This is a genomic window from Shewanella dokdonensis (assembly GCF_018394335.1).
GTDB lineage: Bacteria > Pseudomonadota > Gammaproteobacteria > Enterobacterales > Shewanellaceae > Shewanella > Shewanella dokdonensis.
On the sequence record NZ_CP074572.1, the window covers coordinates 3,504,737 to 3,529,839 of the forward strand.

The window sequence follows — 25,103 nt, forward strand, 5'->3', positions numbered from 1 at the left end:
GATGTGAATTAATCCACGTAATGCACAAGGCAGGTTATATCAGTTAATGACAAACTGTGTCCGCTTGGTGGCGCTCGCCACGTTATTTTTTGCATGCGTTATGCTGCTGGCCGCGGGGACGGCTAACGCCAGTGATGTAGCACCTTTAAATCGATACTTCAAAGAGATCTGGACGACTCGCCAGGGATTACCTCATAACACAGTTAACAGCATAGCGCAGACCCCAGAAGGTTATTTGTGGTTTACCAGTTGGGAAGGGGTTGCCCGCTTTAACGGTAATGAATTCAAGATATTTGGTCGTGACACTACTACCGGGTTGCCAGATGTTGGCACCCGAGCTTCTTATCTGGATCAACATGGTCGTCTGATTATCGGTGGTGCCCGAGGTGGCCTAACAACCGTCAAAGATGGGCAATGGACGCCTTTGGTTCCGGTTGGGGTTTTGATCAACACCATCTGGGTAGATCAACAAAATACCATGTGGATTGGTACTGAAGGTGGCGGCATGTTCCGTCAGGACGCTGACGGCACTCGGCAACAGTGGACTATGGCGCAGGGGCTTCCCAGTAATACCATCTATAGTTTTGCGAAAGCGCCGGATAACCGCATCTGGATCGGTACGGCGAGTGGCCTAGTGCTGTGGGATCACAAGCAATTTACGCTAGTGCCGACCTTGCGTGAAACCCCAGTCTTCGACCTGCTGAATACCGAAAATGGCTTGATTATCGCCAGTGAAAACGGGGTGCGGCGTAAAGTGGACGATAATTTCGAATTTCTGCATCCGCAGCTACAGCATGTCGCTGTCTCCAAATTGTTGCTCGATCACCAGGGCTGTTTGTGGATGGGTACCGTACAGCAAGGGATTTTCCGTCTTAGCAAACGCTATGGGCTGGAACATCTGGATGCCAAGCAAGGGATGCCCAGCAACCGGGTACTGGATATTTTTGAGGACAAAGAACAAAGCATCTGGATTGGTACCAATGGCGGTTTATTCCGCCTGCGGGACGCGCCGTTTTCCACCATCACAACTGAACAAGGCTTGGCCGGTAACTATATTCGCGCGTTGTTAGCGTCTGAAAATGGTGACATCTGGGTGGGCAGTTCGCGGGGCTGAGTCGCTACTCGCCCGCACAAGGTCAAGTCGTCGAAACTGTTTTGCCGGGGGAATCTATCCTCAGCTTGGCGCCCATGGATCAGCAGCGGCTACTGATTGGCACTTATACCGCTGGGGTGTTTGTTTATGAACATGGCAAAACCCAATTGCTGGCAGACCGTAACTCGGGATTGATTTCCAATGAGGTACGGGCATTGTTGCAAGATACCGATGGCAGCATCTGGATAGGCACGGCGCAGGGGTTAGCACATTGGCATGACGGTAAGATTGACAATCTAACCACGCATGACGGTTTACCGGGTAACTTTGTGGTGGAGCTGTTGCGCTGTGATGACAAGATGTGGATTGGCACAGGTACCGGAATTGCCACATACCAAAACGGCAAGTTCAGCGAAATGCCAATCCATCAGTTCGATCAGGCTGAATACGCCTTTGGTTTCTACCCGCAACCGGATAAGCGACTGCTGTGGGTAGCCACAGACCGGGGGCTGTTGCGCCACCGGCTGGATACAGATGAAACTACGCTCATAGGTAGGCGCAATGGCTTGCCATTTGATAAATTTTTCCAGTTACAGATTGATGGCTTTGGCAATATCTGGATGACTAGCAACCGTGGCATTTTGCGTTTTAGTGAGGCCGATGCCAATGCCGTCGCCGATGGTCGCATCATGACGCTTGCGAGTGTGCTCTACGGGGAAAGTGATGGCATGCTCAGTGCGCAGGCCAATGGTGGTTCGAATCCCACCATGGTAGAGAGTCGCGATGGGACGATCTGGATAGCAACCGCCATGGGGGTAACTTCCGTAAGGCCACAAAGGTTGCAGTTGTTTGCCGAGCATATGCCACAGGTGGTGGTAGAGCGGATCACGTTGGATAGTGAAGCTGTGCCGCTGACCGACAAATTGCTGGTAGATGCCGCGGTGCAGCGTCTGGAAATTCAGTATGCTGGTCTCAGTTTTATTATGCCGACCCGACTGCGGTATCGCACTATGCTAGAGGGGTTTGACCAGGAATGGCGCGATAAAACCGGACAGAATCAGGTGGAGTATACCAACCTTGCGCCAGGTACCTACGAGCTGTATATCCAGGCTGCCAACCCTGGTGGCGGTTGGAGCCCATCCGCCAAACTGACCATAGTGAAACAGCCTTTCTGGTGGCAGACACTCCCGGCAAAATATATGGCGTTAGCGAGCGCCATCCTGTTGATTGTTGGCTTCACTTATTGGCGCACTGCAAATCTGCGGCGTTCAGAACAATATCTGTTGCTGCAAGTCGCCAGTAAAACCGCAGAACTGCAACGGCAGGCAGAAAGTCTGGCCAGTGCTAATCAAGAAAAGTCGGTATTACTTGATAAACTACAGCAGCAAACCTTGGCGTTGGAAGTGCAGGCCAAACAGGACTCACTGACGGGATTGGCTAACCGCCGTGCGTTTGATGAGCATCTGCTGCAAGAATTTACCCGGGCTAAACGGCTGGAGCAGCCATTAACACTGGCGTTCATTGATATTGACCATTTTAAATGGATCAATGATAAATATTCCCACAGTGTTGGTGACAAGGCGCTGATCCGTCTGGCAAAACAACTACAGTTGCATTGCCGAGCCATTGATATTGCGGCGCGCTGGGGCGGTGAGGAATTTTCCTTGTTACTGCCCTCAACCACCACTCAGCAAGCGGTGCAGATTTGTGAACGGTTACGTATTGCCGTAGAAAGCATGGATTGCAGCGACATTGCCACTGGATTGCGGCTGACCGTGAGCATCGGCCTTGCTTGTTCCGATGATGTTGCCGAATCTTGGCAGCAACTGAATGCGGCCGACGATGCGCTGTATCGCGCTAAAAATAATGGCCGTAATCGCGTTGAAAGTTTTGTTTAGCCGTTACTGCGCACTTTGGGGCTGGCGCTGCCGACAGAGCCATAGCGCTAGCGCCATGCAGACACATCCCAGCATTAACCTCGGCCAGTCACTGATGTGGCCGTTCCAAAACCACACATTTACCATGATCCCGGCAGGGATCAACATGTTATTCATCACCGCCAGTTGCTGAGCGTTGACCTTGGTTGAACCATAGCTCCACCCCAGATATCCCAGCCCGGATGTGACTACGCCTAACCACAGCAACACGCCTTGTTGTAGCGGTGTTTGTGGTAGTTTTGACCAGTCGGCTAATGCCAGCATCGCCGAACAGGTAATCAAAGCCGCCCCTAGAAAAAACCAGGAAAACCGAGTGCGATGGGGCAGTGGATTGTTGCGGCTTTGATGGCGATACCACACTTGACCAAAGGCAAAACAAGCATTCGCGGCCTGGATCAGCGCAAATCCTTTCCAGTAATCGTCACTGAGTTCTGTCCAACGGATCACCGCGGCACCCGCCACCGCCAGTAACGCGGGGGCCCACAGCCGTTTAGGCCAGCGTTTGGCTAACAGGTCGGCAAACAAACTCACGTAAAGCGGTGTAAAAATGGTAAATAACAGCAGTTCCGGTACGCTCAAGTAGTGATAGCTGTGGTACAGAAACAGGTAAGTCATCCCGATTTCAATCGCTCCGGTCGCCATCATGACGAGCGCCTGACGCCAAGGAACGGCTCGCCAGAAAGGTAAAAAAATCAACAAAGCTAATAACATACGGGATGTCACTGCAATATAGTCATCTACTTGGCCGGAAAGATAAGCGCCTATCAGCGAGAATGAGAAAGCCCAGAGAGCAGTGATCAGCCACAGCAACGCCATGTGAATATCCTGAAGAAAGAGTCAGCGGGTGTCTCTGCTTAACGTATGGATAGCGATGACAACCCCGAAAGTGGGGCAGTGTAGCAGATGTATGCGGTCTTGATGCTTGACTGGTGAACAAACAATAAGCAGTTCAACAAGTAAAACAGTGAATGACCTAGAGGATCATTCACTGTCAATCGCGATTATACTCTGAATCCAGCCACCATTTGTTGGAGTTCATTGCCAAGACGCGCCAGTTCACTACTGGATGCTACCGTCTGAGCGCTAGCTGTCGCGGCCTGATCGGCAGCATCACGAACCTTCACGATATTGTGGTTGATCTCTTCTGCAACACAGGTCTGTTCTTCCGCGGCGGTGGCTATCTGTTGTCCCATATCGCGGATATGGTGCGTCAGACTGGTGATGGTATGTAATGCTTCGCCGACGATACCAACATGTTGCACAACGTTTTGGGTACTTTCGTGGCTATCATCCACTTGCGTTGCCGCATCGTGTGCCCCTTGCTGTAATCCTAAGATCAGCGTTTCAATCTCTGAGGTGGAGTTATGGGTGCGTTGTGCCAGATTACGCACTTCGTCAGCCACTACGGCAAAACCACGACCAGATTCTCCCGCTCTAGCGGCCTCAATGGCCGCATTCAGCGCCAGCAGGTTGGTTTGTTCGGCAATACTCTTGATCACATCCATAATGGTGCCAATCTGCTCGCTGCTGCTCACCACATGATGCATCGCCTGTGATGATTGCTGCATTTTCTGGCTCAGCAGCTGCATTTGGGTGATGGTATTGTCCAGTTCCTGATTTGCCGCCGCCGTTTGCTGATCCGTTTGCTCCACTGCCGTAGCTGATTCTTCGGCGTTGCGGGCGACTTCGGCAACCGTTACTGTCATCTCATTGATTGCCGTTGCTACTTGCTCCGTTTCCTGTTTTTGCTGCTGTGCACCGACACTGGTTTGTTCGGTGACCGCCGATAATTCGGTGGCGGATGAGGCTAGTTGTACCGCGCTTTCTTTTACCTGAGTGATCAGCTGTCGCAGGCTCTGTGCCATCGCATCAATCGCATGCATCAACTGACCCATCTCGTCTTTGCGTTTGATATTGCTCTGATGGGTTAGATCGCCATTACCTATCTGTTTGGCAACATTTAATACCTGCTGCAATGGCTGACTAATGCCTCGGCTGATCACCCGTGTTGCGCTGATACCAACAAACAACGCCGCTAGGGTGGCGATGGTGACATAGATATAGGCAGAGTGGGTGATACGTCCTTGCAGGTTGGCCTGTGCCGTGCTTTCCTGATTGGCGGCGTTAACCAGTGTTTGTTCTTCCTGTTCCAGTGCATCACTGTTTTTGCTCAATGCACTGAGCAAACCGGCAACCTCAGAGGCTGTCGCCACATACTGTTTGAAGCTGCTCTCGATATCGGCCAGTTGTTGCTGTTGCGTAGCGGTTAAAGTCAGCTGCTGTAATTGTGTGATAGCGGTGTCAAACGCAGCGGCGGTGCGTTGCAGTTTATCCAAGGCATCATCGCCCCGTAATAGCGCCATAACCAAGAAGCGTGCCTGATAAAAACTTTTATCAAGCCGCGCCGCCCGATGTTGCATCTCTTGGTCACTCGTTGGAAGCGCTGCGGTTAGCTGCTGTGATGAGGTGATGGCATGGGTAATCAGTTGTTCCAGTTGACTTGTTGCGTTAACTCGCGCCTCCACCGATTGTTTAAGTTGCTTGAAAGAGTCGTCATATAGTTGCAGTTGCTGGACGATGGCCTTGAGGCGCTGGGTACTGTCACTACTGTTATTTTGCTGTAAGTCATTGTCTACCAGTGCCTTGGCGGCCTGTATTTGCTGCACGATATGCTCAGCAGTATCGTTATTGAAACTTTTGAGATAAGCCAGTCGGTCACTGGACAGCTGGCTGATGTGATTGTTAAAGGTGATTATATGCTGTTGTTTTGCAGTCTGATCTTCAATTTGGCTGATTACCATCAGACCTATGCCGCCCACCAGCAGAGTTAATAAAAGTACCGCACCAAAACCCGCTCCGAGTTTACGTTTTACACTCCAGTCGTTAAACATCTCACATCCCCTAAAAAAATTAATAATTACATATAGTTATATTGTTTTTCTGTTACTAGGGTGGATTCCATAATAACGGTCATTTCGGGAAGGGCGTTGTGAGAGATCTCTAAATTGCTTTGCGCTTTGGTAACTTTAGTCACTTTTGTGAATTTTTATGTTTGAATTTGGTGATGTTTTGACCATGTTTAGTAACGGCAACTATATGCTTTTTAGTATGTTAGTAAAAAATAAAATGCGTTTTTTGAAATTGCTATTTGTTTAAAATGTATAAATAAATTGTTCTGTAACAAGATTTTTCTGCGTATTCTTATATAGACTCCACTTTACAATTTTTTGTTTACCTAAGCGGTTGCAAGTTTGCATGTGCATAAATATTAATCAGTGGAGAAAGGGAAGTGCAAAACTGGAGTGTTAAAAGTAAGCTCGCTGCGGGCTTTACAACTGTCATTGTATTGGCCTCAGTACTAGGGATAGTTTCGCTGACCGCTATTTATAAGATCGATACGACCTTAGCTAAACAGCAAAATGTCGACAGCTTTAATGGCTATGTTACCCAAGCGGGGAATGCCCGGCGCGAATACATGGCGGGTTATCACGATAGTGATGCTGAGCGAGCGGTGAAAGCACTTGATAGTGCTTTACAGTTTAGTCAACGTGAGTTGCAAACCGATGCCGACGCAAAGGAGTTACAACTATTACAGACAATCGAAGACTATATCACTCGTTATATCAATGTGTTTGGTGAGGTACAGGTCGCAGCTAACAAAATAAAACAAACAACACAGCAACAAACTTTGTCGATTAATCAGGCAAAGGAACAACTCGAAAAGCTTGTGAATGGTGGCGATATTTTAGGCGCAGCCGCTGTTAGCCAAGCTGAACGCCTTAAGTTAGCGGCCGTTTTCTTTGAAGCCTATCTGCATATTCAGCAGTTACTTGCAGATGACGGCAGTGTGGCGAATGTGCGTTCTCTGGTCAGCAAGTTCGATGAGCAACAGTCACGGTTACGTAGCGTGCTTGACAATGCTCAGGATCTTGCCTCGTTGGAAGGTGTCGGTCAGGGCCTGCATGGATATCTGGAAGGCGTTCAGACGGTTACCAAGCTTAACGCTGAGTTGCGCCAACACAGTGAGCAATTGGCGCAGGATGCTGGTCATATTGTTAAACACACCAAAGAGTTACGTTTGCAACAGGAGCGTAAAAGAACGCAGACAACCGATATTGCTTATGGCTTAGTGACAGTCGCCATTATTGTGACCATGATTGTCGGGATGATAGCGACTTATACCATTAGCAACAGTATTGTCACGCCGCTTAAATCCGTATTGCAAACTGCTCAGCAAATTGGCAATGGGGACTTAACTTCTTCTGTTCATAGCCAACGCAAGGATGAACTAGGGCAGTTGTTGATGGTCATTGGCATTATGACTAAAAACCTGCGCGGTATTATCAGCAAAGTCAAAACATCATCAGTGCAACTGGCGGCATCCGCCTCGGAACTGTCTGCGGTGACCGAACAGACCAGTGTCAGTGCCCAAAACCAGAAACAACAAACCGATCAGGTCGCTGCCGCGATACATCAGATGGCAATCACAGTGGCAGATGTTGCCCGCAATACAGAGACGACTTCTAGCGCAATCCAACATGCCGATCAGCAAGTCTCGGATGCCAATGTGACCATTGTGACGGCCATTAGCAAAGTGGATGAACTGAGCGCCAAAATGACGCAATCTTCAACGGCGATGGCAAGCCTCGTCAGTAGCAGTGAGCAAATTGGTAGCATTATGGACGTGATCAAAAATGTTGCCGAGCAAACCAATCTATTGGCATTGAATGCCGCTATTGAAGCGGCAAGGGCGGGTGAATCTGGCCGTGGTTTTGCGGTGGTGGCTGATGAAGTGCGTAATTTGGCACAACGTACCCGCGAGTCCACCAGTGAGATAGAGCAACTGATTGCAACCTTGCAGTCTACGGCAACAGCAGCCTCGGTTCAGGTGACCGATAGTTATGACACCACTAAAGAGTTGGTGGCGCTGATTGCTGAAGTTAACGTGGCGCTCAATACAATTTCTCAGTTAACTGGCAGTATTCGGGATATGGATCAACAGATTGCTACCGCAGCCGAAGAGCAGAGCAAGGTTGCTGAGGATATCAATCGCAATATTATTAGTGTCAGAGACGAGGCTGAACAAGCTGCGGCAGCCAATGAACAAACGGTATCGGCAAGTGTGGAAGTGGCTAAATTAGGGCACGAATTGCAGGATACCGTTGCAGGTTTTAGGGTCTGACGAGTTTAAAAACATGGCAATAATCTGCCCAATAGGCAAATGAACCTTTGTGGCTATCGATACCGTTACCCCTGTTTTGTGGGCTGTATCGGGACGAAGTGCGAGCTGGGATGTTTGCCATAACGTCATTATTGAGCCGCAAGAACCGCTAGACCTTTAAGATAGCGCGGGAAGGTGAGGCGCAGGGATGCGCCGTGCCATGATGTGTTCCTAAAGATACAGATCAAAGCAATGACTACCTGACATGCTCAAAGTTGCCAATTAATGGGGTTTTCCCTTGGGATTGCAGGTATTGATTGGCCAGATTGAAATGGTTACAGCCGAAAAAGCCCTTGTTGGCCGAGAGTGGTGACGGATGGGCAGCTTTAAGCACCAGATGTTTACGGGTATTCACGTGTTGGGCCTTTTCGCCAGCATGACGGCCCCATAACAGAAACGCCACGCCTTGCTGGTAGTTATTTACCGCCTCGACCACTTTATCGGTGAATTGCTCCCAACCTAGATGAGCATGGGAATGCGCCTTGCCTTCCTCCACGCTGAGCACAGTGTTTAGCAATAACACTCCTTGCTTGGCCCAGGCACTCAGGTCGCCATGCGCTGGATAACTAAACCCGGGTACGGTATGACACAACTCCTGAAAGATATTCTGTAGCGATGGTGGCGGTGCGACACCTTCTCGGACGGAGAAACACAAGCCGTGTGCTTGTCCTGGCCCGTGATAAGGATCTTGCCCTAAAATCACCACTTTGACATCGGCCAGTGGCGTATAGCGCAAGGCATTGAAGGTGTCGGCTTTGGTGGGATAGATGTGCTTGTTGTGGGCGCGTTCTGCATCAATGAAATTGAGGGTGTTGATAAAGTAGGCTTGGGTCTTTTCGGGCGCCAATACATCCGCCCAAGTTGGCATTTGTGTCATCAGAAAATTTGGTGGCGTCATGCGCCACCACCTTAGTTAATCGTCTACACCTACCATTACACTGGTGGCTTTGATCAGCGCGTAGGCACTGCTGCCTACGGTCAATCCCAGCCGCTCAGCGGAAGTTTTGGTGACGACTGCTGTAATCTCAACTCCCGGTGCCAGTTCTATGACAACTTCATTGTTGACCATACCGACTTCAATGGACTTAATGGTACCACTTAAACAGTTACGCGCACTGACTTTCATCTGCTGGTTCCTTCTGGTTGATATTCAACCATTCCAGTATAGAGACACTTGCACGTGATTTGAAAATAAAAACGCCACCTTACGGTGGCGTGGGTGGTTTAGAGTTCGATAACATCAAATTCTACCAGGGGATTAACCTCCTGGTCGTAGTCAATCCCATCGATACCAAAACCAAACAGCCGCAAAATTCGGCTTTATATTCACGATAATCAGTCAGTTCACTGAGATTTTCGGTGGTAATTTGTGGCCACAAATCACGGCAGTGTTGCTGAATGTCATCTCGCAATTCCCAATCGTCCAGACGTAAGCGGTTTTCATCGTCAGTAGCGGGTTTCTGCCCATCGGCACGGTATAAGCGTTCACTGAACAACCGATATATCTGCTCCATACAACCTTCATGCAGACCTTGTTCTCGCATCTTCTTGAAGACCATAGCGATATAGAGTGGCATCACCGGAATTGCCGAGCTGGCTTGGGTGACAACGCTTTTTAGCACAGCCACATTGGCACTGCCGCCTGTGGTTGCCAGTTCACTGTCCAGTGCATGTGCGGCTCGATCCAAATCCATTTTGGCTTTGCCGAGTGCTCCGTGCCAATAGATAGGCCAAGTAAGTTCAGTGCCTATGTAACTATATGCCACGGTTTTACAGCCATCGGCTAAGACCCCAGCTTGTGCCAGTGCGTGCAGCCACAGTTCCCAGTCCTGACCACCCATTACGGTAATGGTATCCTGAATTTCCTGTTCAGTTGCCGGTTCCACGGTGGCTTCGATGATGGTGTCTTTATTAGTGTCAACGGCAGTTGAGGTATAGGGCGTGCCAATTGGCTTAAGTGAAGAACGCACCAGTTCACCGGTATCAGGCATTTTACGGACGGGGAGGCCAGTGAATAAACCACCAGATCTATCTGTCCTAAATCCTGTTTGATCAGTTCTACAACTTTGGCTTTCGCTTCATGGCTGAAAGCATCACAGTTAAGACTTTTAGCGTAAAGTCCTTCTGCTTTGGCAAACTTGTCGAAGGCGGCAGAGTTGTACCAACCCGCAGTACCGGGTTTGCTTTCCGTACCGGGCTTTTCAAAAATACCCCGATGGTTGCCGCACCTGAACCAAATGCGGCCGCAATTCTTGATGACAAGCCGTAGCCGCTGGAAGCCCCAACCACCAGAACCCGTTTAGGACCGTTACTGAGCTGTCCTTTGGCCTTGGTGTAGTTGATCTGCTCCAGAACATTGGCTTCACAGCCAAGTGGGTGAGTGGTGGTACAAATAAAACCACGAATTTTGGGTTTAATAATCATCTTGTTAACTTCTTCCAGCAAAATTGACACTAGGATAAGTATTTCCGCTGCAATTGGTACTATTTTTTGCGTAAATGGCTAGCAGCGGACAGTGGTTGGAGCAGTTTGTTTAGCCGCGGCGGCGATTCAGTTGTGCCTGTTCCTGCAACAATCTCTGGGTATATTCGTGCTGTGGATTGTCGAATAACTCTTCTGTGCTGGCAGACTCCACAATCATGCCTTTGTGTAACACCAGCACTTTATCACTGATATGACGTACCACATTTAAGTTATGGCTGACAAAAATATAGGACAGTCCTAACTCGCGTTGCAACTTCAACAGCAGGTTAAGAATTTGCGCGCGAACTGACAGATCCAGCGCACTCAGCGCCTCATCGGCGATGATAATCTTAGGGTTCAGCATCAGCGCCCGGGCTACCGCGACCCGTTGTTTTTGCCCCTCTGAAATCATGTTGGGGTAAAAATCACCGTGCTCCGGTAGTAACCCCACTTTACGCAGTGTGTCTGCCACTAATTCATGACGCTCCTGCCGAGACAGCTTGGTGTTAAAACGCAATGGCTCACTTAGCAGCTCACTGATGGTGAGTCTGGGATTCATCGAGGTGTTGGGATCTTGGAAAATCATGCGGATTAAGCTACAGCGTTGCTTAATATTTTTTATCCCATTCCTGCCCTTGATAAAAAATTTCGCCGCCGCTGCGATATTCCGCCCCAACCAATATTCTTGCCAGGGTACTTTTGCCGGAACCCGCTTCACCAACAATCGCCAGCGTTTCGCCAGCATAGAGTTCAAAGGACACAGGTTTAAGCACTTCAGCATACTGGCGTTTAAAGCCGCGATAACCCGTAAAATAGGTTTTGCTGAGGTCTTTGACTTTAAGCAAGGGGTCATCTTCTATCGGCTCACTCTGGTACGGGAAATGACAGGCAAAATACCGGTCTTTGTAATGAGACAGCAGCGGTTGTGTCACACATTTTCGGCGAGCTTCTGGACAGCGTGGCCCCAGTCGGCAGCCGATAGGCAGATGCTGCAATGCTGGTACAGAACCGGGCAAGGTGGGCATCAAAATCTTATGGATTTTCGGATTGGTATAATCCGGCATGTTATCCAGCAATGCTTTGGTATAAGGGTGGTTAGGCTGTTCCAGTAAATCAGCGGTCGGCCCCGATTCCATTACCTGTCCACAGTACAGCACTGTCATGCGGTTACACCAGTTGGACAAGGTATCCAGCTCGTGGCTTATCAATAAAATGGTGACATTCTGCAATTGGTTGAGCTGGGTCAGCAGTCGATAGATCTGTGCCTGGGTACTGGGTTCCATCGACGCCGTCGGTTCGTCAGCAATCAGCAATCTGGGCTGTTTTGCCAGCGCCATGGCGATCATCACTTTCTGACATTCTCCTTCTGATAACTCCCAGGAGTAGCTCGACAGCACTTTACGTGGATGTTTGATCCCTACCTTATGCAGCCATTTTTGGGCCAGGTATATGCGTTCCTGTGGCCGTCGCCAGAAGGCCAGCTTGTGATTGGGCGGAATCGCCTCTATCAGTTGCTGACCTACGGTGAATGCTGGGTCAAAGCTTCCAGATGGATCCTGAAAAATCATTGAGATATCTTCACCCATCAGGCTGCGCCGCTGCTGGCGACTCATATCCATCAGGTTCTGACCATCCCACATCATACGGTCAGCGGTGAGAGTCCAGTTTGGTTCATAAAGTCCCAAAATAGCTCGTGCCAGCATGCTGCGACCAGAGCCAGACTCACCGATCAAACCATGCACTTCACCGGCATTAACGGTAATACTGACTTTCTCCAGGGCTCTGACTGGGCCATGCGGAGTGCTCAGTTCAATGGTGAGGTTGCGGATATCAAGTAACGGCATTGTCAGTTTCTCATTGGCGTCAGTGCAGATCTCAGTCCATCACCGACGAGGTTAACTGAGAGCACGCTGAACAATATTGCCAGACCTGGGATAGTGACAGTCCAAGGAGCCGTCAGAAAACTATCCAACCCTTGTAGCACCATGGCTCCCCATTCTGGTTGTGGTGCCTGAGCGCCAAGATTTAGGAAGCCTAAGGCAGCAATGTCCAGTATGGCAGCGGAAATCGCCAGTGTCGTCTGGATAATCACGGTTTCCCACACATTTGGCATGATGACATACCAGAAAATCTGTAACGCATTGGCCCCATCGAGTCTGGCTGCGGTGACATATTCTTTCTGCAACTCTTCGTGAACCGTTTGGTGGATGGCGCGTACAAACTGTGGTGTTAGCGAAATCCCCACTGCCCAGAAAACATTGCCGAGCCCGGGACCGGTGACTGCCACCACTAAAATTGCCATCAGCAGCGAGGGAATGGATAGCAAGGCATCCAGCAGATGGCCGAGAATGCTGGATTTTAGCCCGCTCATCATGCCTGAAATCGAGCCAATGATAACCCCCACCACTAACGCCGAACTCACAATAGCGACAGCCGTACCAAATGTCAGTTGCACCCCGTACAGTAGCCGGCTGAAGATATCTCGGCCCAGATCATCCGTCCCCAGAAAATGCTCCACCGTACCATTACTGTTCCATGAGGGTGGTAACAGTAGCGCATCGGGATCTTGAAATTCCGCAGCAAATGGTGCGAAGTAATGTCCAACCACGGTTAGCAATAACAACATGCCTACGCCCCACAAACCCGCTAAGGCTTGCGGTTTGGATGCAAAAATCCGCCAGACTTTCAATGCCGGAGAGGGAATGGCGTCATCCAGATAGATTTTAGTTTGAGCCATAAAATTCCTTGCGACTTAGCGGGTTGGCCAAGGTATACAACACTTCAATCAGGATACTGGAAAACACGATCAGTAATGCCACGGCCAGAATGCCGCTTTGGATCACAGTGTAGTCACGCTGATAAATACCTGACACCAACCAAGAGCCTATGCCCGGCCAGGAAAAAATAACTTCTACCACAATGGCGTAACTGGCAAAGGGCCCTAACATCAGACCAATATGTTTAAGCAATGGGATCAATGCATTAGGTAGCGCATGACGCAGCACGATTTTTGAATAGGGTAACCCACGTGCTTCGGCGGCTCGAATATAGGTTTGACTCATCACGTTGACCATCGCGGATCGGGTAATACGCACTACCACCGTAAATGGCAGCACAGACAACGTGACGGCTGGCAATATGATGTGTAACAAGGCATCGCGGAATGCGGCAATTCGATATGGCGAGTCAGATAATAAAGTATCCAGCAGCATAAAACCGGTGACAGGACGAATTTCATAAAGCAGGTTGAGTTGGCCAGAAATCGGTAGCCAGCCCAGTTTAACGCCGAACCAGAACGCCAGCGTCAGCCCCAGCCAGAACACAGGAATCGAGTACCCGGTAAGGGTTCCCGCCATGATGAATTTTTTCAATGCCGAATGGTGAGTCAGCGCCGCAATAACCCCAAGCGGAACACCAAATGCCAACGCGATAATACCGGCGACAAACGCCAGCTCAAAAGAGGCTGGAAGCACCAGTAAGAGTTCTTCTGCAACGGGTTGTTTCGAAGTGACTGAGACTCCCAAGTTGCCAGACAGACGTTCGCCCGCATACGCCAGAAATTGGCGCACACTGCCTTTGTCCAGACGGTAATCTTCAATTATCTGGGCTTCTTGTGCATCTGTGGGGTATTGAATACCACTCAGGGCATAGCCTAAATCTACCGGGAACAGGTGGGCGGCGTAAAACAAAATCCCTATCAGTAGCAAGGAGGTTGCAATAAACAGGTTAAGGCGCCGAATGAGATAACTTGCCATTACTGCTGCCCCTTATTGTTCATGTCATTAAAGCTGATACCGCCGAAAGGCATCAGCATAATGGGTGGGGCATCGGTATGTTTCAGCAACATGCGTTTAGCGTAAGCTAATGGTACCAGTGGCACTTCGGCATCAATGACTTCTTCTGCCTGGCGATACAGTTCGGTACGTTCACCTTTATCGGTAATCACTTTTGCGCGGTTGACCAGTTTGTCGTACTGGGCATTACACCAGTTGGATCTGTTACTTTTTGAGGCAACTGAGCCACAACTGAGCAAAGGCGTGTAAAAATTATCCGGGTCGCTGTTATCGGCACTCCAGCCGATCAGCACCGAATCATAGTTACTGCTGGATAATCTGCGGGTAAAAACACTCCAGTCGTAATTGACAATGTTGGCCCTGACGCCCACCGCTGCTAGATCGGCCTGGATCAGTTCCGCCGTTTTCTGGGAATTGGGGTTATAAATCCGTGCTACAGGCATGGCCCAGATATCAATGCTGAGATTATGCACACCTGCCTGGCTTCAGCAAATCTCGGGCTTTTTGTGGATTGTAGTGGTAATCCGCAGTGGTGCCGGTATACGCCCAAGATGACGGTGGCAGAATGCCAGAAGCCTCAACCGCGGTATCTTGATATACCGCGCGCAGCAAGTTCTGTTTATCAATGGCGTAGGCTAACGCTTGGCGAACCTTGACATTATCCAGTGGTGGTTTACGGGTGTTGAAAGCCCAGTAAGCCACATTCATTCCGGGCTGACTTTCAAGCGTCAAGTCATCATGGGCGGCCACCGCGGGCAGCTCGCCAGCTTTTGGCAGTGCTGAGATACTACAGTCACCTACAATCAGTTTTGACAGGCGAATAGTGCTGCGTGGCGTGATATCAAATACCAGTTGATCGGCGGCGGGAATCGTTCCCCAATAACCGGGATGACGGCGGTAACGGATATATTCATTCTTGACATAATTCACCAGCATAAACGGCCCGGTGCCTACCGCATTACTGTCGATATTAGGCATATGCCCAGAAGCTTGTAACTGATCGGCGTATTCTTTGGAGAGAATTACCGCAAAATCGGTGGCCATATTGGCCATAAATGAGGCATCTGGATAATTCAGCTCGAAGCGCACTTTGTCACTGTCGAGTTTTACAATCCGTTTGATCAGCTTTTCGAACCCTATGCTTTCAAAAAAGGGTAACCGGTACGCGATACAAAATGGTACGGATTGTCTTTATTAATGATCCGCTCAAAAGAAAATACGACATCGTCTGCATCAAACTGGCGAGAAGGATGGAAATAGGGACGATCCTGAAAATTCACGCCATGGCGCAATTCAAAGTCATAGGTGAGGCCATCTTTGCTGACTTGCCAAGACGTTGCTAGTGCCGGGATGAATTCCCCGGTATAAGGATTATCATCAATCAAGCGGTTATATATCTGATGTGAAGTCGCATCAATTGTGGTGCCAGATGTCACCGTTTGCGGGTTAAAAGACTCAGGGTTGCCTTCAGAACAATAAACCAGACCTGACGGGAGCGGTTGTGGGCCACAACCAAACAGTACCAATCCTAACAGTGAGCCACCCAACTGTCGCAGCCCTATTTTGCCAGTGAACCTGAACATTCTCAGTCGTAGCCTCTTAACCAGTGAAATGCCTGTAAATAGAAGCGTTGTCGGCCTGGTGTTGAACATCAACAGATTCATCGCATGTGGTTAATTGTCGGTACATAGACCCGCAATTCTAACAGTGTCAGCCTGTCTTGGGCAATTCCCTCAGTTTTTGTCCAATAAATTGTACTTTTTGAGGATGCCGCGTAACTGATGGTAGCTGAGTTGCAACAAGTCTGCGGTCTTCTTCTGATTGAACTGACTGGCAACCAGCGCTTTTTGGATCAGTTCCACCTCAAAAGCTTCGCAGCTTTGCTTAAAATCCACCGGAAATTCCAATGTACCAACATCAACCGTGGCGGTGGCGTTAACTTCATCATTGCTTGGTTTTATGGGCTCTGACGGCTGCGGGGCAACGGTTTCCGCCACCGCCGCCGTTTGCCTTGATAAGGTGCGGATCCGTTGTTGTGGACGATAGGGCGAGTCGAATGGGTTGAGCACAATTTCACGGATGGGTTTATCTTCATTACCGTGGCGGTAAACACTGCGCTCAATGGTGTTTTTCAGCTCGCGGATGTTGCCTGGCCATTCATAATTCAACAACGAATGCACGGCGCTATTGGTAAATCCTGGAAAGAGTTTCAGCTTTAACTGCTTGGCCATCCCCAGCGCAAAATGTTCCGCCAATGGCAGAATATCTTCCTGACGGAAGCGTAAAGGGGCAGGGTGATGACATCAAATGCTAAACGATCTAATAAATCGGCACGAAATTCCCCGGCTTCTGCCAAAGACGGTAGATCCTCGTTGGCGGCACAGACCAGGCGGACATCTGCGGTGAGGGTTTTACTGCCACCTACGCGTTCATATTCACCATATTCAATCACACGCAACAGCTTCTCTTGGATCAGCCCCGAAGTATTGGCTAATTCGTCCAGAAACAAGGTGCCACCATCGGCTCGTTCAAAGCGACCTTCATGGCGTGCTCTGGCTCCCGTAAAGGCCCCGGCTTCATGACCAAATAATTCACTTTCAAGCAAATTTTCACTGAGCGAAGAGCAGTTAAGTTTGATAAAGTTCTGTTCCCAACGCTGCGAAAGAAAATGCAAACGTTCGGCGATGAGCTCTTTGCCCGTGCCGCGTTCGCCAATGATCAATACCGGTTTTGATAGCGGGGCCAGTTGCGATACATGCTCTAGCACTTCCAGAAATGCGTTGGATTGCCCGATAAGATTATCTTGCTGATAGGATCTGCTCACGATAACTGTTGGTCTTTAACGCTAATAAGTGGTGAAATTCATGATATGTGGCGAGTGGAAATAAATAAAGAAAAACTTTATTTTAATCTAACGTGTTGAAATATATTAAAATATAAAACTTGGCACAGTATCTGTATTAGAACGTCCGCAACCCACAATAATTTTTGAGGACAGGATTATGGGAATTTTTACGCGTTTTGCTGACATCATTAACTCCAATATCAGCGCTTTGTTAGACAAGGCAGAAGATCCGGAAAAAATGGTACGCCTGATCATTCAGGAAATGGAAGACACACTAGTGGAAGTGCGTTCTACTTCAGCTAAGGTGTTGGCCGAAAAGAAAGAATTGCTGCGCCGAATTGCGAAGATGCAGGCTCAAGTGCAGGATTGGCAGGAAAAAGCCGAGCTGGCGTTAACCAAAGAACGTGAAGACCTGGCTAAAGCGGCCCTGGTTGAAAAGCAGAAAGTGGCTGCAACCGTACAGACGCTTGAAAGCGAACTGGAAGTGGTTGACGAGCACATTGCCCGCCTGAAAGAGGAAGTGGCACAGTTGCAGGAAAAACTGGCAGATGCCAAAGCTCGGCAGAAAACCATCATCATCCGCAAGCAATCAGCCTCTTCACGGCTGGAAGTCAAAAAACAGCTGGATTCCAGCAAAATTGACAATGCTATGCTGAAGTTTGAGCAGTATGAACGGCGCATTGAAGGGCTGGAAGCCGAAGTAGAATCTTACGAACTGGGTGGTAAAAAGAACAGCCTGGATGCTGAATTCGCCGCACTGAAAGCCGATGATGAAGTCAGTGAAGAACTGGCCGCACTGAAAGCTAAAATGAAAAGCAAAGCGACTAAATCTGCAAAATAACAATTAAAGCTGAGGTGAATTATGGATATGGATCTGTTGATGGCACCACTGATTTTGTTCATGATCTTTGTGGCGCCCATCTGGTTGATTCTTCATTATCGCAGCAAGCGGCAGGTGGGTAAGGGACTGACCGATGAAGAATTTAAACAGCTCAATGAGTTGATTGATAAAGCTGACAAAATGAGCCAACGTATCACTACGTTAGAGTCTATTTTGGATGCGGAATCACCGGAATGGAGACAGCGCCATGACAGATAACAATAACAGCAGAAAGACACTGTATCGCAATAAGCGTAACGGTAAAATCGCTGGGGTATGTGCCGGGATTGCCGACTACTTTAATCTGGAAACCTGGCTGGTAAGAGTGGCGGTAGTCTCTATTTTCCTACTGGGCGGTTCTGCGGTAATGGTGGTGGCTTATGTGGCTTTATGGATGATCCTAGATGAGACACCACGCGACTTTGACTCAGAATATCGTGAGGTAGGGATCAAAAAGAAAGTCTGGCAAGCGGGAGAACCCGCTACCCAAGCCCTTAGAGACCTGAATCAGCGTTTTACTGGACTGGAAACTAAATTGCGGGATCTGGAAACCTACGTCACCTCAGAGCAGTTTGAATTAAAGCGTCAAATCAATAACCTGTAATCCTCATTGAGGGCGGCGTGACCGCCCTTTTGTTTTTGGAGCACTATGAACCGCCACTGGCAGCAACTAAAGAACAAGGCGTTGGAGCTTAGCTATCGAACCGCTGACCAGCATGTACGTTTGGCAGTTACAGGGTTGGCTGGCGCCGGCAAAACCGCCTTTATTACAGCCATTATCAACAAATTGATCAATGCTTCCCCGGAACATGCCAATCAACTGCCGCTATTTACTGTGTGTCTGGAACAGCGATTACTAGAAACCAAACGGGTATTACAACCCGATTTGCAACTCGCCAGTTTTGCCTATGATGCGGCACTGGCGCAATTAACTGCCACCCCACCACAATGGCCGGCATCGACCACGAATATCAGCGAGTTACGCCTAGCAATAAAATACCGCCCGCAGCAGGGGCTTCGTGGCCGACTACTCAATGGGGCCAGCGCCACCTTGCTATTGGATATTGTCGATTACCCTGGGGAGTGGTTACTGGATTTACCCATGCTGGAGCAGGATTACCGGCAGTGGTGTCACAGTATTTGGGCGGCAGCCGCCAATTTCAGCCGTTCGCCTTTTTTTGAGGAATTTAAAGCCAGTGTGATGGCGTTGCAGCCAGCAACCGAGGCCAGTGATGAGCTACTCGCTGCCATCGCTCATAACTACCAGCGGTTATTGCAGGATATGGTGCAGCAACAGGGCTTTTATCTGGCACAGCCGGGGCGCATGTTGCTGCCGGGAGACTTGGCTGGGGCACCTATCTTAAGTTTTTTCCCGTTGCTTCCTGAGCAGCTCGCGGCGCGTGATACCTACGGTCGTCACAGCATTTATCAAGTCCTGGAACAGCGTTATCAGGAGTATGTCACTCAGGTTGTCAGGCCGTTTTACTACGATTATTTTGCCGGATTTGATCGGCAATTGGTGTTAGTTGATTGCTTCACCGCACTCAATCGTGGCAAGGCCCAGTTTGACGATATGACTCAGGCGTTGAACGCCATCACGCAGAGTTTTCGTTTCGGTAGCCGCAGTTTATTGCGCCGCTTGTTTGCCCCGAAAATAGACCGCTTACTGTTTGCCGCCAGCAAAGTGGATCAGATCACCCGCGATCAACAAGGCAATGTGTTGGCCTTGCTAAATGCCATTTTGGCTCCCGGGCGTAATTTTGCTGACAGTGCTGGATGTATGGTTGAAACCATGGCTGTCAGTGCCATTCGCGCAACCAGGCCTGGTATGGTTAAGGACAGCGATTATGGTGAGCAAGAGGTTGTGGTTGGCAAGCGTTTACTTGATCAACAGCCTGTTACCCTCTACCCGGGACAAGTGCCTAGGCAACTGCCTGATGCCAATTTTTGGCAGCAACAGGGTTTCCGCTTTTGTGATTTTGCTCCCCGACATTGCCAGCCGGACAGCCATTTGAGCATATTCGGCTAGATTATCTGTTGAATTTTTTGTTGGGAGATAAATTGCAATGACACGCAAACTCGTCAATCCAGCAGACGCGCCGGAAGCTCAAGCCGCAGCGCATGAGCATGACAGTACCGACAATCTGCGACCGTTTCGAGAGTATCAGCATAATAAAGTGCAGTTTGACGAGGCGGCCACCTCGTTACTCCCCGTGACCGATGATGTTGATATAGAAGCGATGCTGGAGGGGCATTCCGCCACCAAGCAAGCCTCGTTGCGTTCGTTACTTCAGCCGAAAAAACTTTCGGTACTGGCGAAACTGGCATTAACCGGGTTGTTGGCGGCTGTGTTGCTGCAAACGGGACTCGGGTTGGCCGATGCTTGGCAACAGAGTCCTTGGCTATTTACCTTTTATGCAGCAGTTATCTCAAGCGTGCTGGCCTGGGCTGGCCACACCACCTTTGTTGAGTGGCGACAATTGCGGCAACTGCGGCAGATGGAAGATGCGCGGGTTCAAGGCGAACGGTTACTGGGCAGTATGCAGATGGGGAAGCCGTCCCCTTTATCCGCAATATCACCGCCGCTATGCCGTCGTCAGCCGCCACCGCAATTCGACAACTGGAAAGCCTGTTATCTGTCGAGCAGAATGATGCGGAACAGGTGATGTTATTTGAGTCTATTGTGCTGCGCCAACGTGATGCCGCTGCACGGAAAATTGTGCACCATTTTGCTGCTGAGTCAGCCTTATTACTGGCTATTAGTCCATTTGCCGTGCTTGATATGGCGTTGGTGTTATGGCGTAACCAGAAAATGCTCAGTCGGATAGCCGAATGTTATGGCATTAAGCTGGGGTATTGGAGTCGCATCCGACTATTTCGCGGTATTCTGCTCAACATTCTGTATGCGGGCACAACCGAACTCGCGATGGATATTGGTAACCAATTACTGTCAGTGGAGTTGACCGGAAAGTTGTCAGCACGGTTAGGGCAAGGGTTAGGTGCCGGTTTGTTAACTGCTAGATTGGGTTATCAGGCAATGTCACTTTGCCGTCCGTTAGCTTTGATGATAAGTCCCGACCGCGGTTATCCGGCATTCATAAAGAGTTATTGCTGGAATTGCAGCAGTTGCGGCAAAAGGCGAAGTCGTCTGCGGATGAAGAACAGTAAGATTGTCATAGGGCGGTAATTTCAGTATTGGCTAATTTTTGAGCGTTAACTACACTTTCTGAGAGCCAGGGATTTAGGACTTTAGGCTCAGCTAAATAGGGATTTTTGAAAAAGGAGAGAGTGATGAACCGATACCTGAAAACGCTGATGATTGTTGCCGGGTTACTGACGTCTGCGGTGGTTATCCCGGTCATGGCCGAAACCAGCAAAACTGATATTGTTACCACCGACGTTAATGCGCAGAAAATTAATATCAATACCGCCACCGCGGCTGAATTACAGCTGCTAAATGGTATTGGCGCCGCCAAAGCTCAAGCGATAGTGGAATACCGCGAAGCCAATGGGAAATTCACTTCGTTGGAAGATCTCACTAAGGTGAAGGGAATAGGGCCAAAGCTCATCGAGAAGAATGCTGGCATGCTAGCTCTGTAGTGTATGTTATTGCTGTACAAGTCCGCTTTGGCGGACTTTTTGTTTATCTAATGTGCAGTTACACACTCCTTTCCCGCTAATAGGGGATTTATCCTTGATCCCCGCGGTGCCTTCAGGGATAATCCCGCCGTTGCAGTTATTCTGTAAATCAATGGCGACCCCAGGGTCCCCCGCAATGATAACTTGTGAACTCGGCCAGGCCCGGAAGGGAGCAACCGTAGCAAGCGACTCATGTGCCGGGGTGTTGGCTCTGGGGGAGCCTCCAATCTCCCTCAGAAATCAAAAACTTATCTCATAAAAACAGCGAGTGGTACACTTGGTGATACATTTTATGAGAAACCGTCCCGTTAAATCTCCTTCGTATCTGTTTAGGTCTCGGCATGGTGTTTAATACCGCTTCTCGCTTATCTGTTTGCCGCTATTTTATGCCGTTGTTTCATCGTCTTTAACGAGTTTTGATTTTAGAAACGCGCGTGATTTTTCTAACGCATGATAGATTTCTCGGCGCATCTGCTCCTGTTCGTTAAGATCGTCATAGAAATAAGTGTCGACCAGATGATGAATATAGCGGACTGGCAACTGATTCAGCGTAATACAGGCCAGATCTGCCAGATAGTTCTCTGGGAGCTCATCAAGCAGTCCCTCATCGGATAAAATTTCCATCAACAACACTTCATAATAGTTGCGGATATCCAGTTGCATTCACTGTTCTCCTTCAGTTAGCAAAATACGCGACAGTGGAACATATAAACAGACAGTCTCTGGAAGCTAATTGTAGAGCGTCTCGGGCAAATTTGCCTCCACCAACATAGACTATTGGGAGCGTTTTTACAGTTGAGCAAGTGTGCTTTGTTATTCATTAGTCATGCTTGTTTTGCTGCGCAAGGCTGAGGTTTAGGTGCATCAGCGTATAGCCACATGCCATAAACAGCAGTTATAACCGCTGGTGTGGCAATACCAGGCTAGCAAGATGTTGTTGCTATCCATTCCAGAGCTAGTCTGAATTGATTAACGTGGTAGTGGTTACGGATGATGCGCGTCAAGATATGGCGGTAATGTTAGGATGGAACAGGTGGATGTTGAAATAACGCCAGCGCGGAATCGCTGGCGTGATAAACGAGGTGTAGGGCTCTGTAGTCGCTTACAGTTGTTTAATTGCCCAACTCATAAACTCTTTGCGGGTGGCAGCATCAGCATGTAGCCACCAATATTGCAGCATCTGTTCAGCATGGGCTGCGCTGTCTGATTTATTGGCAGGTGTAGTCATTTCAGTTGCGGCTACGGGTGCGGTCATGGCTTCAACGGCTGTTGGCTGTCTCACTGGTGCAGCGGGAAGCTCTTTGCCACCGGTCACGGCTGCTGATGCCGCATCAATATCCACGCCAGTATCTGTGCCCAATATCTTGCTCACAAAAGAGTCTTCTCTTAATTGTGTTTGCACTATGTTGTAATCCACTGTGCCACCATCTTTACGTGAGATAACCACTTCTGGGGCTTTGGCATAGTGTTTAGGGTCGATCACTTTGCTTTTAGGGGCCAATAGATATTGGTAATCGCCATTGACATTCAAGGTGACAATGAAGGGTGAAGACTTGACAAAATTTGGGCTTTCACCTATGCCATCGTCATATACGTCACTGTAACGTATGGCAATTTTGTGCTCACCTTCAGTCAAATTCAGATTAGCTTTATGGGTAAAATGGTTGGTTTCGACCTCTTGTCCATCCAGTGCCAGATATTCGAAAGACATAGGAATATTGAGATTGGCCGCAAATACAGAGGATGAACTAAGAAGCGCAAGCAGCGCTGAAGCGGTCAAAGTGAATTTCATTGTTGCTCCTTAACGATGGTTATTTTGCTGCGGACGTTCGAACACTTGAATGCGATCTTCAATGTAACTTATGGCCTGTCTGCATTTGCCCAAACGGCGGTGCATTAAAAGCAGGTCATTCTGAAGTGCAATTTTTGCAGTACTATGACAGGTGTCTAGCTGCGATTGCAATTGTTCGATCTTGAATAAAATTTTTTCTCCCAATTTTGGTGTTTACTTAACTCCTCATAGAGCTTATGGCTACTTTGCATCACTTGATTGGCAATCCAGCTGAAGCCACTGGATTGATGTTGTTGTGACTGTTTTTTCTGGAAATATCGTTGTTTGCTCAGCTTTTGCTGCTGTTGTTCTTTGATATCGATAGCCGTGGTTGCCATGGCCCGTTGGAGCGCTGAAAAGCGATCTTGGATCCTCTCACAGGTTCTGGCAACGGTGGCGGCTGACATCTGGAGCTGTAGTTGTTTTTCCAACTGATTGATATTGTCGCGGATCTGCTGCACGCAAGGTGTGAGCTTGGCTCCATGCTGGAGGAATAACTCGTCATTAAACCGCTCAAGATGTTCTAACAGTTTGAAATCATGTGCTGGCAGTGAGCTATCATATTGCTGTACCTGTTGCTCTAACTGCTGCAATTGCGCTCGCAACCTGGCAACGAGTTGTTGCTGATTCATAACCAGGCACTCCAGGTGAGATGCAGTGCTATTGCCATGACTACGATGATAAACAAGGGCCGAATAAATGGCAGTCCGAAGCGAATGGCTGAATGAGCACCAATAAATGATCCCAGCATCATGCTCAACCCCAGTAATAATCCAATAGCAAGGTCAACTTTCCCCAGCAATAAAAATACTGTCAGTGCAGTGGTATTGCTGGCGAAAGTCATTGCCCGCGACAGCGCACAGCTTTTGAGAAATGACAGTTTATGTAGCGCTTTGGAACTGACAATCCAGATAGCTCCTATGCCCGGCCCGGCGAAACCATCATACCCTCCCAATACCAGCCCCTGTACGATTTTATGACTGCGTTTGGGATGTTCGTCATTGTGTGCCGGTCTATCTTCAAGCGCTTTTTTGCTGAGTAGACTGTAGAGTGCCATGATGATGATCAGTAGCGGTAACAGTTTTTCCAGCCAGGAGGTATCGACCATATACACTAAAATGCTGCCACATAATGCACCAATTGCCGTTGCTACAAAACAGGAACGCCACAGTTTGGGTTGCAGCAGATGTTGTCGATAGTAGGTATAGGCCGCCATTGATGAACCAAAACTGGCGGCCAGTTTGTTGGTGCCCAGTGCGAGATGTGGCGGCATCCCAATCGTCAGTAATGCTGGGATCGACAGCAGACCACCACCACCGACCACGGCGTCAATAAAACCCGCGATCAGTCCTACTACGGTCAGCAGCAGCCAGTTGCCTGAATGAGTAACTATTTCCACG

The 25,103-nt window shown here is 49.0% G+C and carries 20 protein-coding genes, 1 other RNA gene and 7 pseudogenes; 11 read left to right on the plus strand and 17 right to left on the minus strand.

Annotated features, from left to right (window positions below; all coding sequences use genetic code 11):
* Positions 1-46: 46 nt before the first annotated feature.
* Both KHX94_RS16875 and KHX94_RS16880 read left to right on the plus strand, forming a co-directional pair.
* Positions 47-1,114: a ligand-binding sensor domain-containing protein gene (locus tag KHX94_RS16875; RefSeq protein WP_213681495.1), complete on the plus strand. Its 1,068-nt coding sequence runs from the start codon at positions 47-49 to the stop codon at positions 1,112-1,114.
* 74 nt (positions 1,115-1,188) lie between these two features.
* Complete coding sequence (locus KHX94_RS16880) at positions 1,189-2,991, plus strand: ligand-binding sensor domain-containing diguanylate cyclase (protein ID WP_213681496.1); 1,803 nt, start codon at positions 1,189-1,191, stop codon at positions 2,989-2,991.
* Positions 2,992-2,994: 3 nt separating this feature from the next.
* Here KHX94_RS16880 and KHX94_RS16885 read toward each other — a convergent pair whose 3' ends face one another.
* Complete coding sequence (locus KHX94_RS16885) at positions 2,995-3,846, minus strand: EamA family transporter (protein ID WP_213681497.1); 852 nt, start codon at positions 3,844-3,846, stop codon at positions 2,995-2,997.
* A 185-nt stretch (positions 3,847-4,031) separates the two neighbouring features.
* Positions 4,032-5,921 (minus strand): methyl-accepting chemotaxis protein, encoded by a 1,890-nt coding sequence (locus KHX94_RS16890; RefSeq protein ID WP_213681498.1) that lies wholly within the window; start codon positions 5,919-5,921, stop codon positions 4,032-4,034.
* Positions 5,922-6,319: 398 nt separating this feature from the next.
* Here KHX94_RS16890 and KHX94_RS16895 point away from each other — a divergent pair, with 398 nt between their 5' ends.
* The gene (locus tag KHX94_RS16895; RefSeq protein WP_213681499.1) at positions 6,320-8,212 is read left to right on the plus strand and encodes a methyl-accepting chemotaxis protein; all 1,893 of its coding nucleotides are present in this window, start codon (positions 6,320-6,322) and stop codon (positions 8,210-8,212) included.
* A gap of 235 nt (positions 8,213-8,447) precedes the next feature.
* Here KHX94_RS16895 and ung read toward each other — a convergent pair whose 3' ends face one another.
* From ung to pspF, 11 genes and pseudogenes are all read right to left on the minus strand, one after another.
* Positions 8,448-9,149 carry a uracil-DNA glycosylase gene (ung, locus tag KHX94_RS16900; RefSeq protein WP_244859212.1) on the minus strand — a complete coding sequence of 234 codons (702 nt, stop codon included), beginning with the start codon at positions 9,147-9,149 and terminating at the stop codon, positions 8,448-8,450.
* Positions 9,150-9,164: 15 nt separating this feature from the next.
* Positions 9,165-9,377 (minus strand): TOBE domain-containing protein, encoded by a 213-nt coding sequence (locus tag KHX94_RS16905; protein WP_213681500.1) that lies wholly within the window; start codon positions 9,375-9,377, stop codon positions 9,165-9,167.
* Between the two features lie 121 nt (positions 9,378-9,498).
* Positions 9,499-9,810 carry a hypothetical protein gene (locus tag KHX94_RS21885; protein ID WP_425314074.1) on the minus strand — a complete coding sequence of 104 codons (312 nt, stop codon included), beginning with the start codon at positions 9,808-9,810 and terminating at the stop codon, positions 9,499-9,501.
* A pseudogene (locus KHX94_RS21890) lies at positions 9,787-10,373 on the minus strand (bifunctional NADH-specific enoyl-ACP reductase/trans-2-enoyl-CoA reductase); the annotation flags it as partial. The gene KHX94_RS21885 and the pseudogene KHX94_RS21890, both read right to left, overlap by 24 nt.
* Positions 10,310-10,675, minus strand: coding sequence for a hypothetical protein (locus KHX94_RS21895; protein WP_425314075.1), 366 nt, complete (start codon positions 10,673-10,675; stop codon positions 10,310-10,312). The gene KHX94_RS21895 and the pseudogene KHX94_RS21890, both read right to left, overlap by 64 nt.
* Positions 10,676-10,784: 109 nt before the next feature.
* Positions 10,785-11,574 (minus strand): annotated as a pseudogene (locus KHX94_RS16915) (peptide ABC transporter ATP-binding protein).
* Positions 11,560-12,558 (minus strand): annotated as a pseudogene (locus KHX94_RS16920) (oligopeptide/dipeptide ABC transporter ATP-binding protein); the annotation flags it as partial. The pseudogenes KHX94_RS16920 and KHX94_RS16915, both read right to left, overlap by 15 nt.
* A 2-nt stretch (positions 12,559-12,560) precedes the next feature.
* Entirely contained in the window at positions 12,561-13,451 is an 891-nt protein-coding gene (locus KHX94_RS16925; protein ID WP_213681503.1) for an ABC transporter permease subunit, read from the minus strand.
* On the minus strand, positions 13,438-14,469 hold the full coding sequence (locus KHX94_RS16930) for an ABC transporter permease (protein ID WP_213681504.1): 1,032 nt from the start codon (positions 14,467-14,469) through the stop codon (positions 13,438-13,440). The genes KHX94_RS16925 and KHX94_RS16930 overlap by 14 nt, the downstream gene beginning before the upstream one ends.
* Positions 14,469-16,091: pseudogene (locus KHX94_RS16935) on the minus strand (ABC transporter substrate-binding protein). The gene KHX94_RS16930 and the pseudogene KHX94_RS16935 overlap by 1 nt, the downstream one beginning before the upstream one ends.
* 150 nt (positions 16,092-16,241) lie before the next feature.
* Positions 16,242-17,332: pseudogene (pspF, locus tag KHX94_RS16940) on the minus strand (phage shock protein operon transcriptional activator).
* Positions 17,333-17,510: 178 nt separating this feature from the next.
* Here pspF and pspA point away from each other — a divergent pair.
* The 8 genes and pseudogenes from pspA (at position 17,511) to ffs (ending at position 22,090) form a co-directional block, all read left to right on the plus strand.
* Positions 17,511-18,194 (plus strand): phage shock protein PspA, encoded by a 684-nt coding sequence (gene pspA / locus KHX94_RS16945; RefSeq protein ID WP_213681505.1) that lies wholly within the window; start codon positions 17,511-17,513, stop codon positions 18,192-18,194.
* Between the two features lie 21 nt (positions 18,195-18,215).
* Positions 18,216-18,452 (plus strand): envelope stress response membrane protein PspB, encoded by a 237-nt coding sequence (gene pspB / locus KHX94_RS16950; protein ID WP_212593741.1) that lies wholly within the window; start codon positions 18,216-18,218, stop codon positions 18,450-18,452.
* Positions 18,442-18,837, plus strand: coding sequence for an envelope stress response membrane protein PspC (gene pspC / locus KHX94_RS16955; protein ID WP_213681506.1), 396 nt, complete (start codon positions 18,442-18,444; stop codon positions 18,835-18,837). Before pspB ends, pspC begins: the two co-directional genes overlap by 11 nt.
* A gap of 45 nt (positions 18,838-18,882) precedes the next feature.
* A pseudogene (locus KHX94_RS16960) lies at positions 18,883-20,303 on the plus strand (YcjX family GTP-binding protein).
* Positions 20,300-20,899 carry a hypothetical protein gene (locus tag KHX94_RS20725; protein WP_244859213.1) on the plus strand — a complete coding sequence of 200 codons (600 nt, stop codon included), beginning with the start codon at positions 20,300-20,302 and terminating at the stop codon, positions 20,897-20,899. The pseudogene KHX94_RS16960 and the gene KHX94_RS20725 overlap by 4 nt, the downstream one beginning before the upstream one ends.
* Positions 20,821-21,420 carry a TIGR01620 family protein gene (locus KHX94_RS16965; RefSeq protein WP_244859214.1) on the plus strand — a complete coding sequence of 200 codons (600 nt, stop codon included), beginning with the start codon at positions 20,821-20,823 and terminating at the stop codon, positions 21,418-21,420. Before KHX94_RS20725 ends, KHX94_RS16965 begins: the two co-directional genes overlap by 79 nt.
* A 104-nt stretch (positions 21,421-21,524) precedes the next feature.
* A complete protein-coding gene (locus tag KHX94_RS16970) occupies positions 21,525-21,833 on the plus strand; it encodes a ComEA family DNA-binding protein (RefSeq protein ID WP_213681508.1) in 309 nt (102 codons plus the stop codon).
* Positions 21,834-21,993: 160 nt separating this feature from the next.
* Positions 21,994-22,090, plus strand: an RNA gene (gene ffs, locus KHX94_RS16975) — signal recognition particle sRNA small type.
* 166 nt (positions 22,091-22,256) lie between these two features.
* On the opposite strand, the gene KHX94_RS16980 is transcribed toward ffs, so the two are convergent.
* From KHX94_RS16980 to KHX94_RS16995, 4 genes and pseudogenes are all read right to left on the minus strand, one after another.
* The gene (locus KHX94_RS16980; RefSeq protein ID WP_213681509.1) at positions 22,257-22,535 is read right to left on the minus strand and encodes a late competence development ComFB family protein; all 279 of its coding nucleotides are present in this window, start codon (positions 22,533-22,535) and stop codon (positions 22,257-22,259) included.
* Positions 22,536-22,974: 439 nt separating this feature from the next.
* Entirely contained in the window at positions 22,975-23,664 is a 690-nt protein-coding gene (locus KHX94_RS16985; protein WP_213681510.1) for a DUF2057 domain-containing protein, read from the minus strand.
* Between the two features lie 9 nt (positions 23,665-23,673).
* Positions 23,674-24,335, minus strand: a pseudogene (locus KHX94_RS16990) (primosomal replication protein).
* Entirely contained in the window at positions 24,332-25,102 is a 771-nt protein-coding gene (locus tag KHX94_RS16995) for a sulfite exporter TauE/SafE family protein (protein ID WP_213681511.1), read from the minus strand. Before KHX94_RS16995 ends, KHX94_RS16990 begins: the two are co-directional and overlap by 4 nt.
* Position 25,103: the final 1 nt, after the last annotated feature.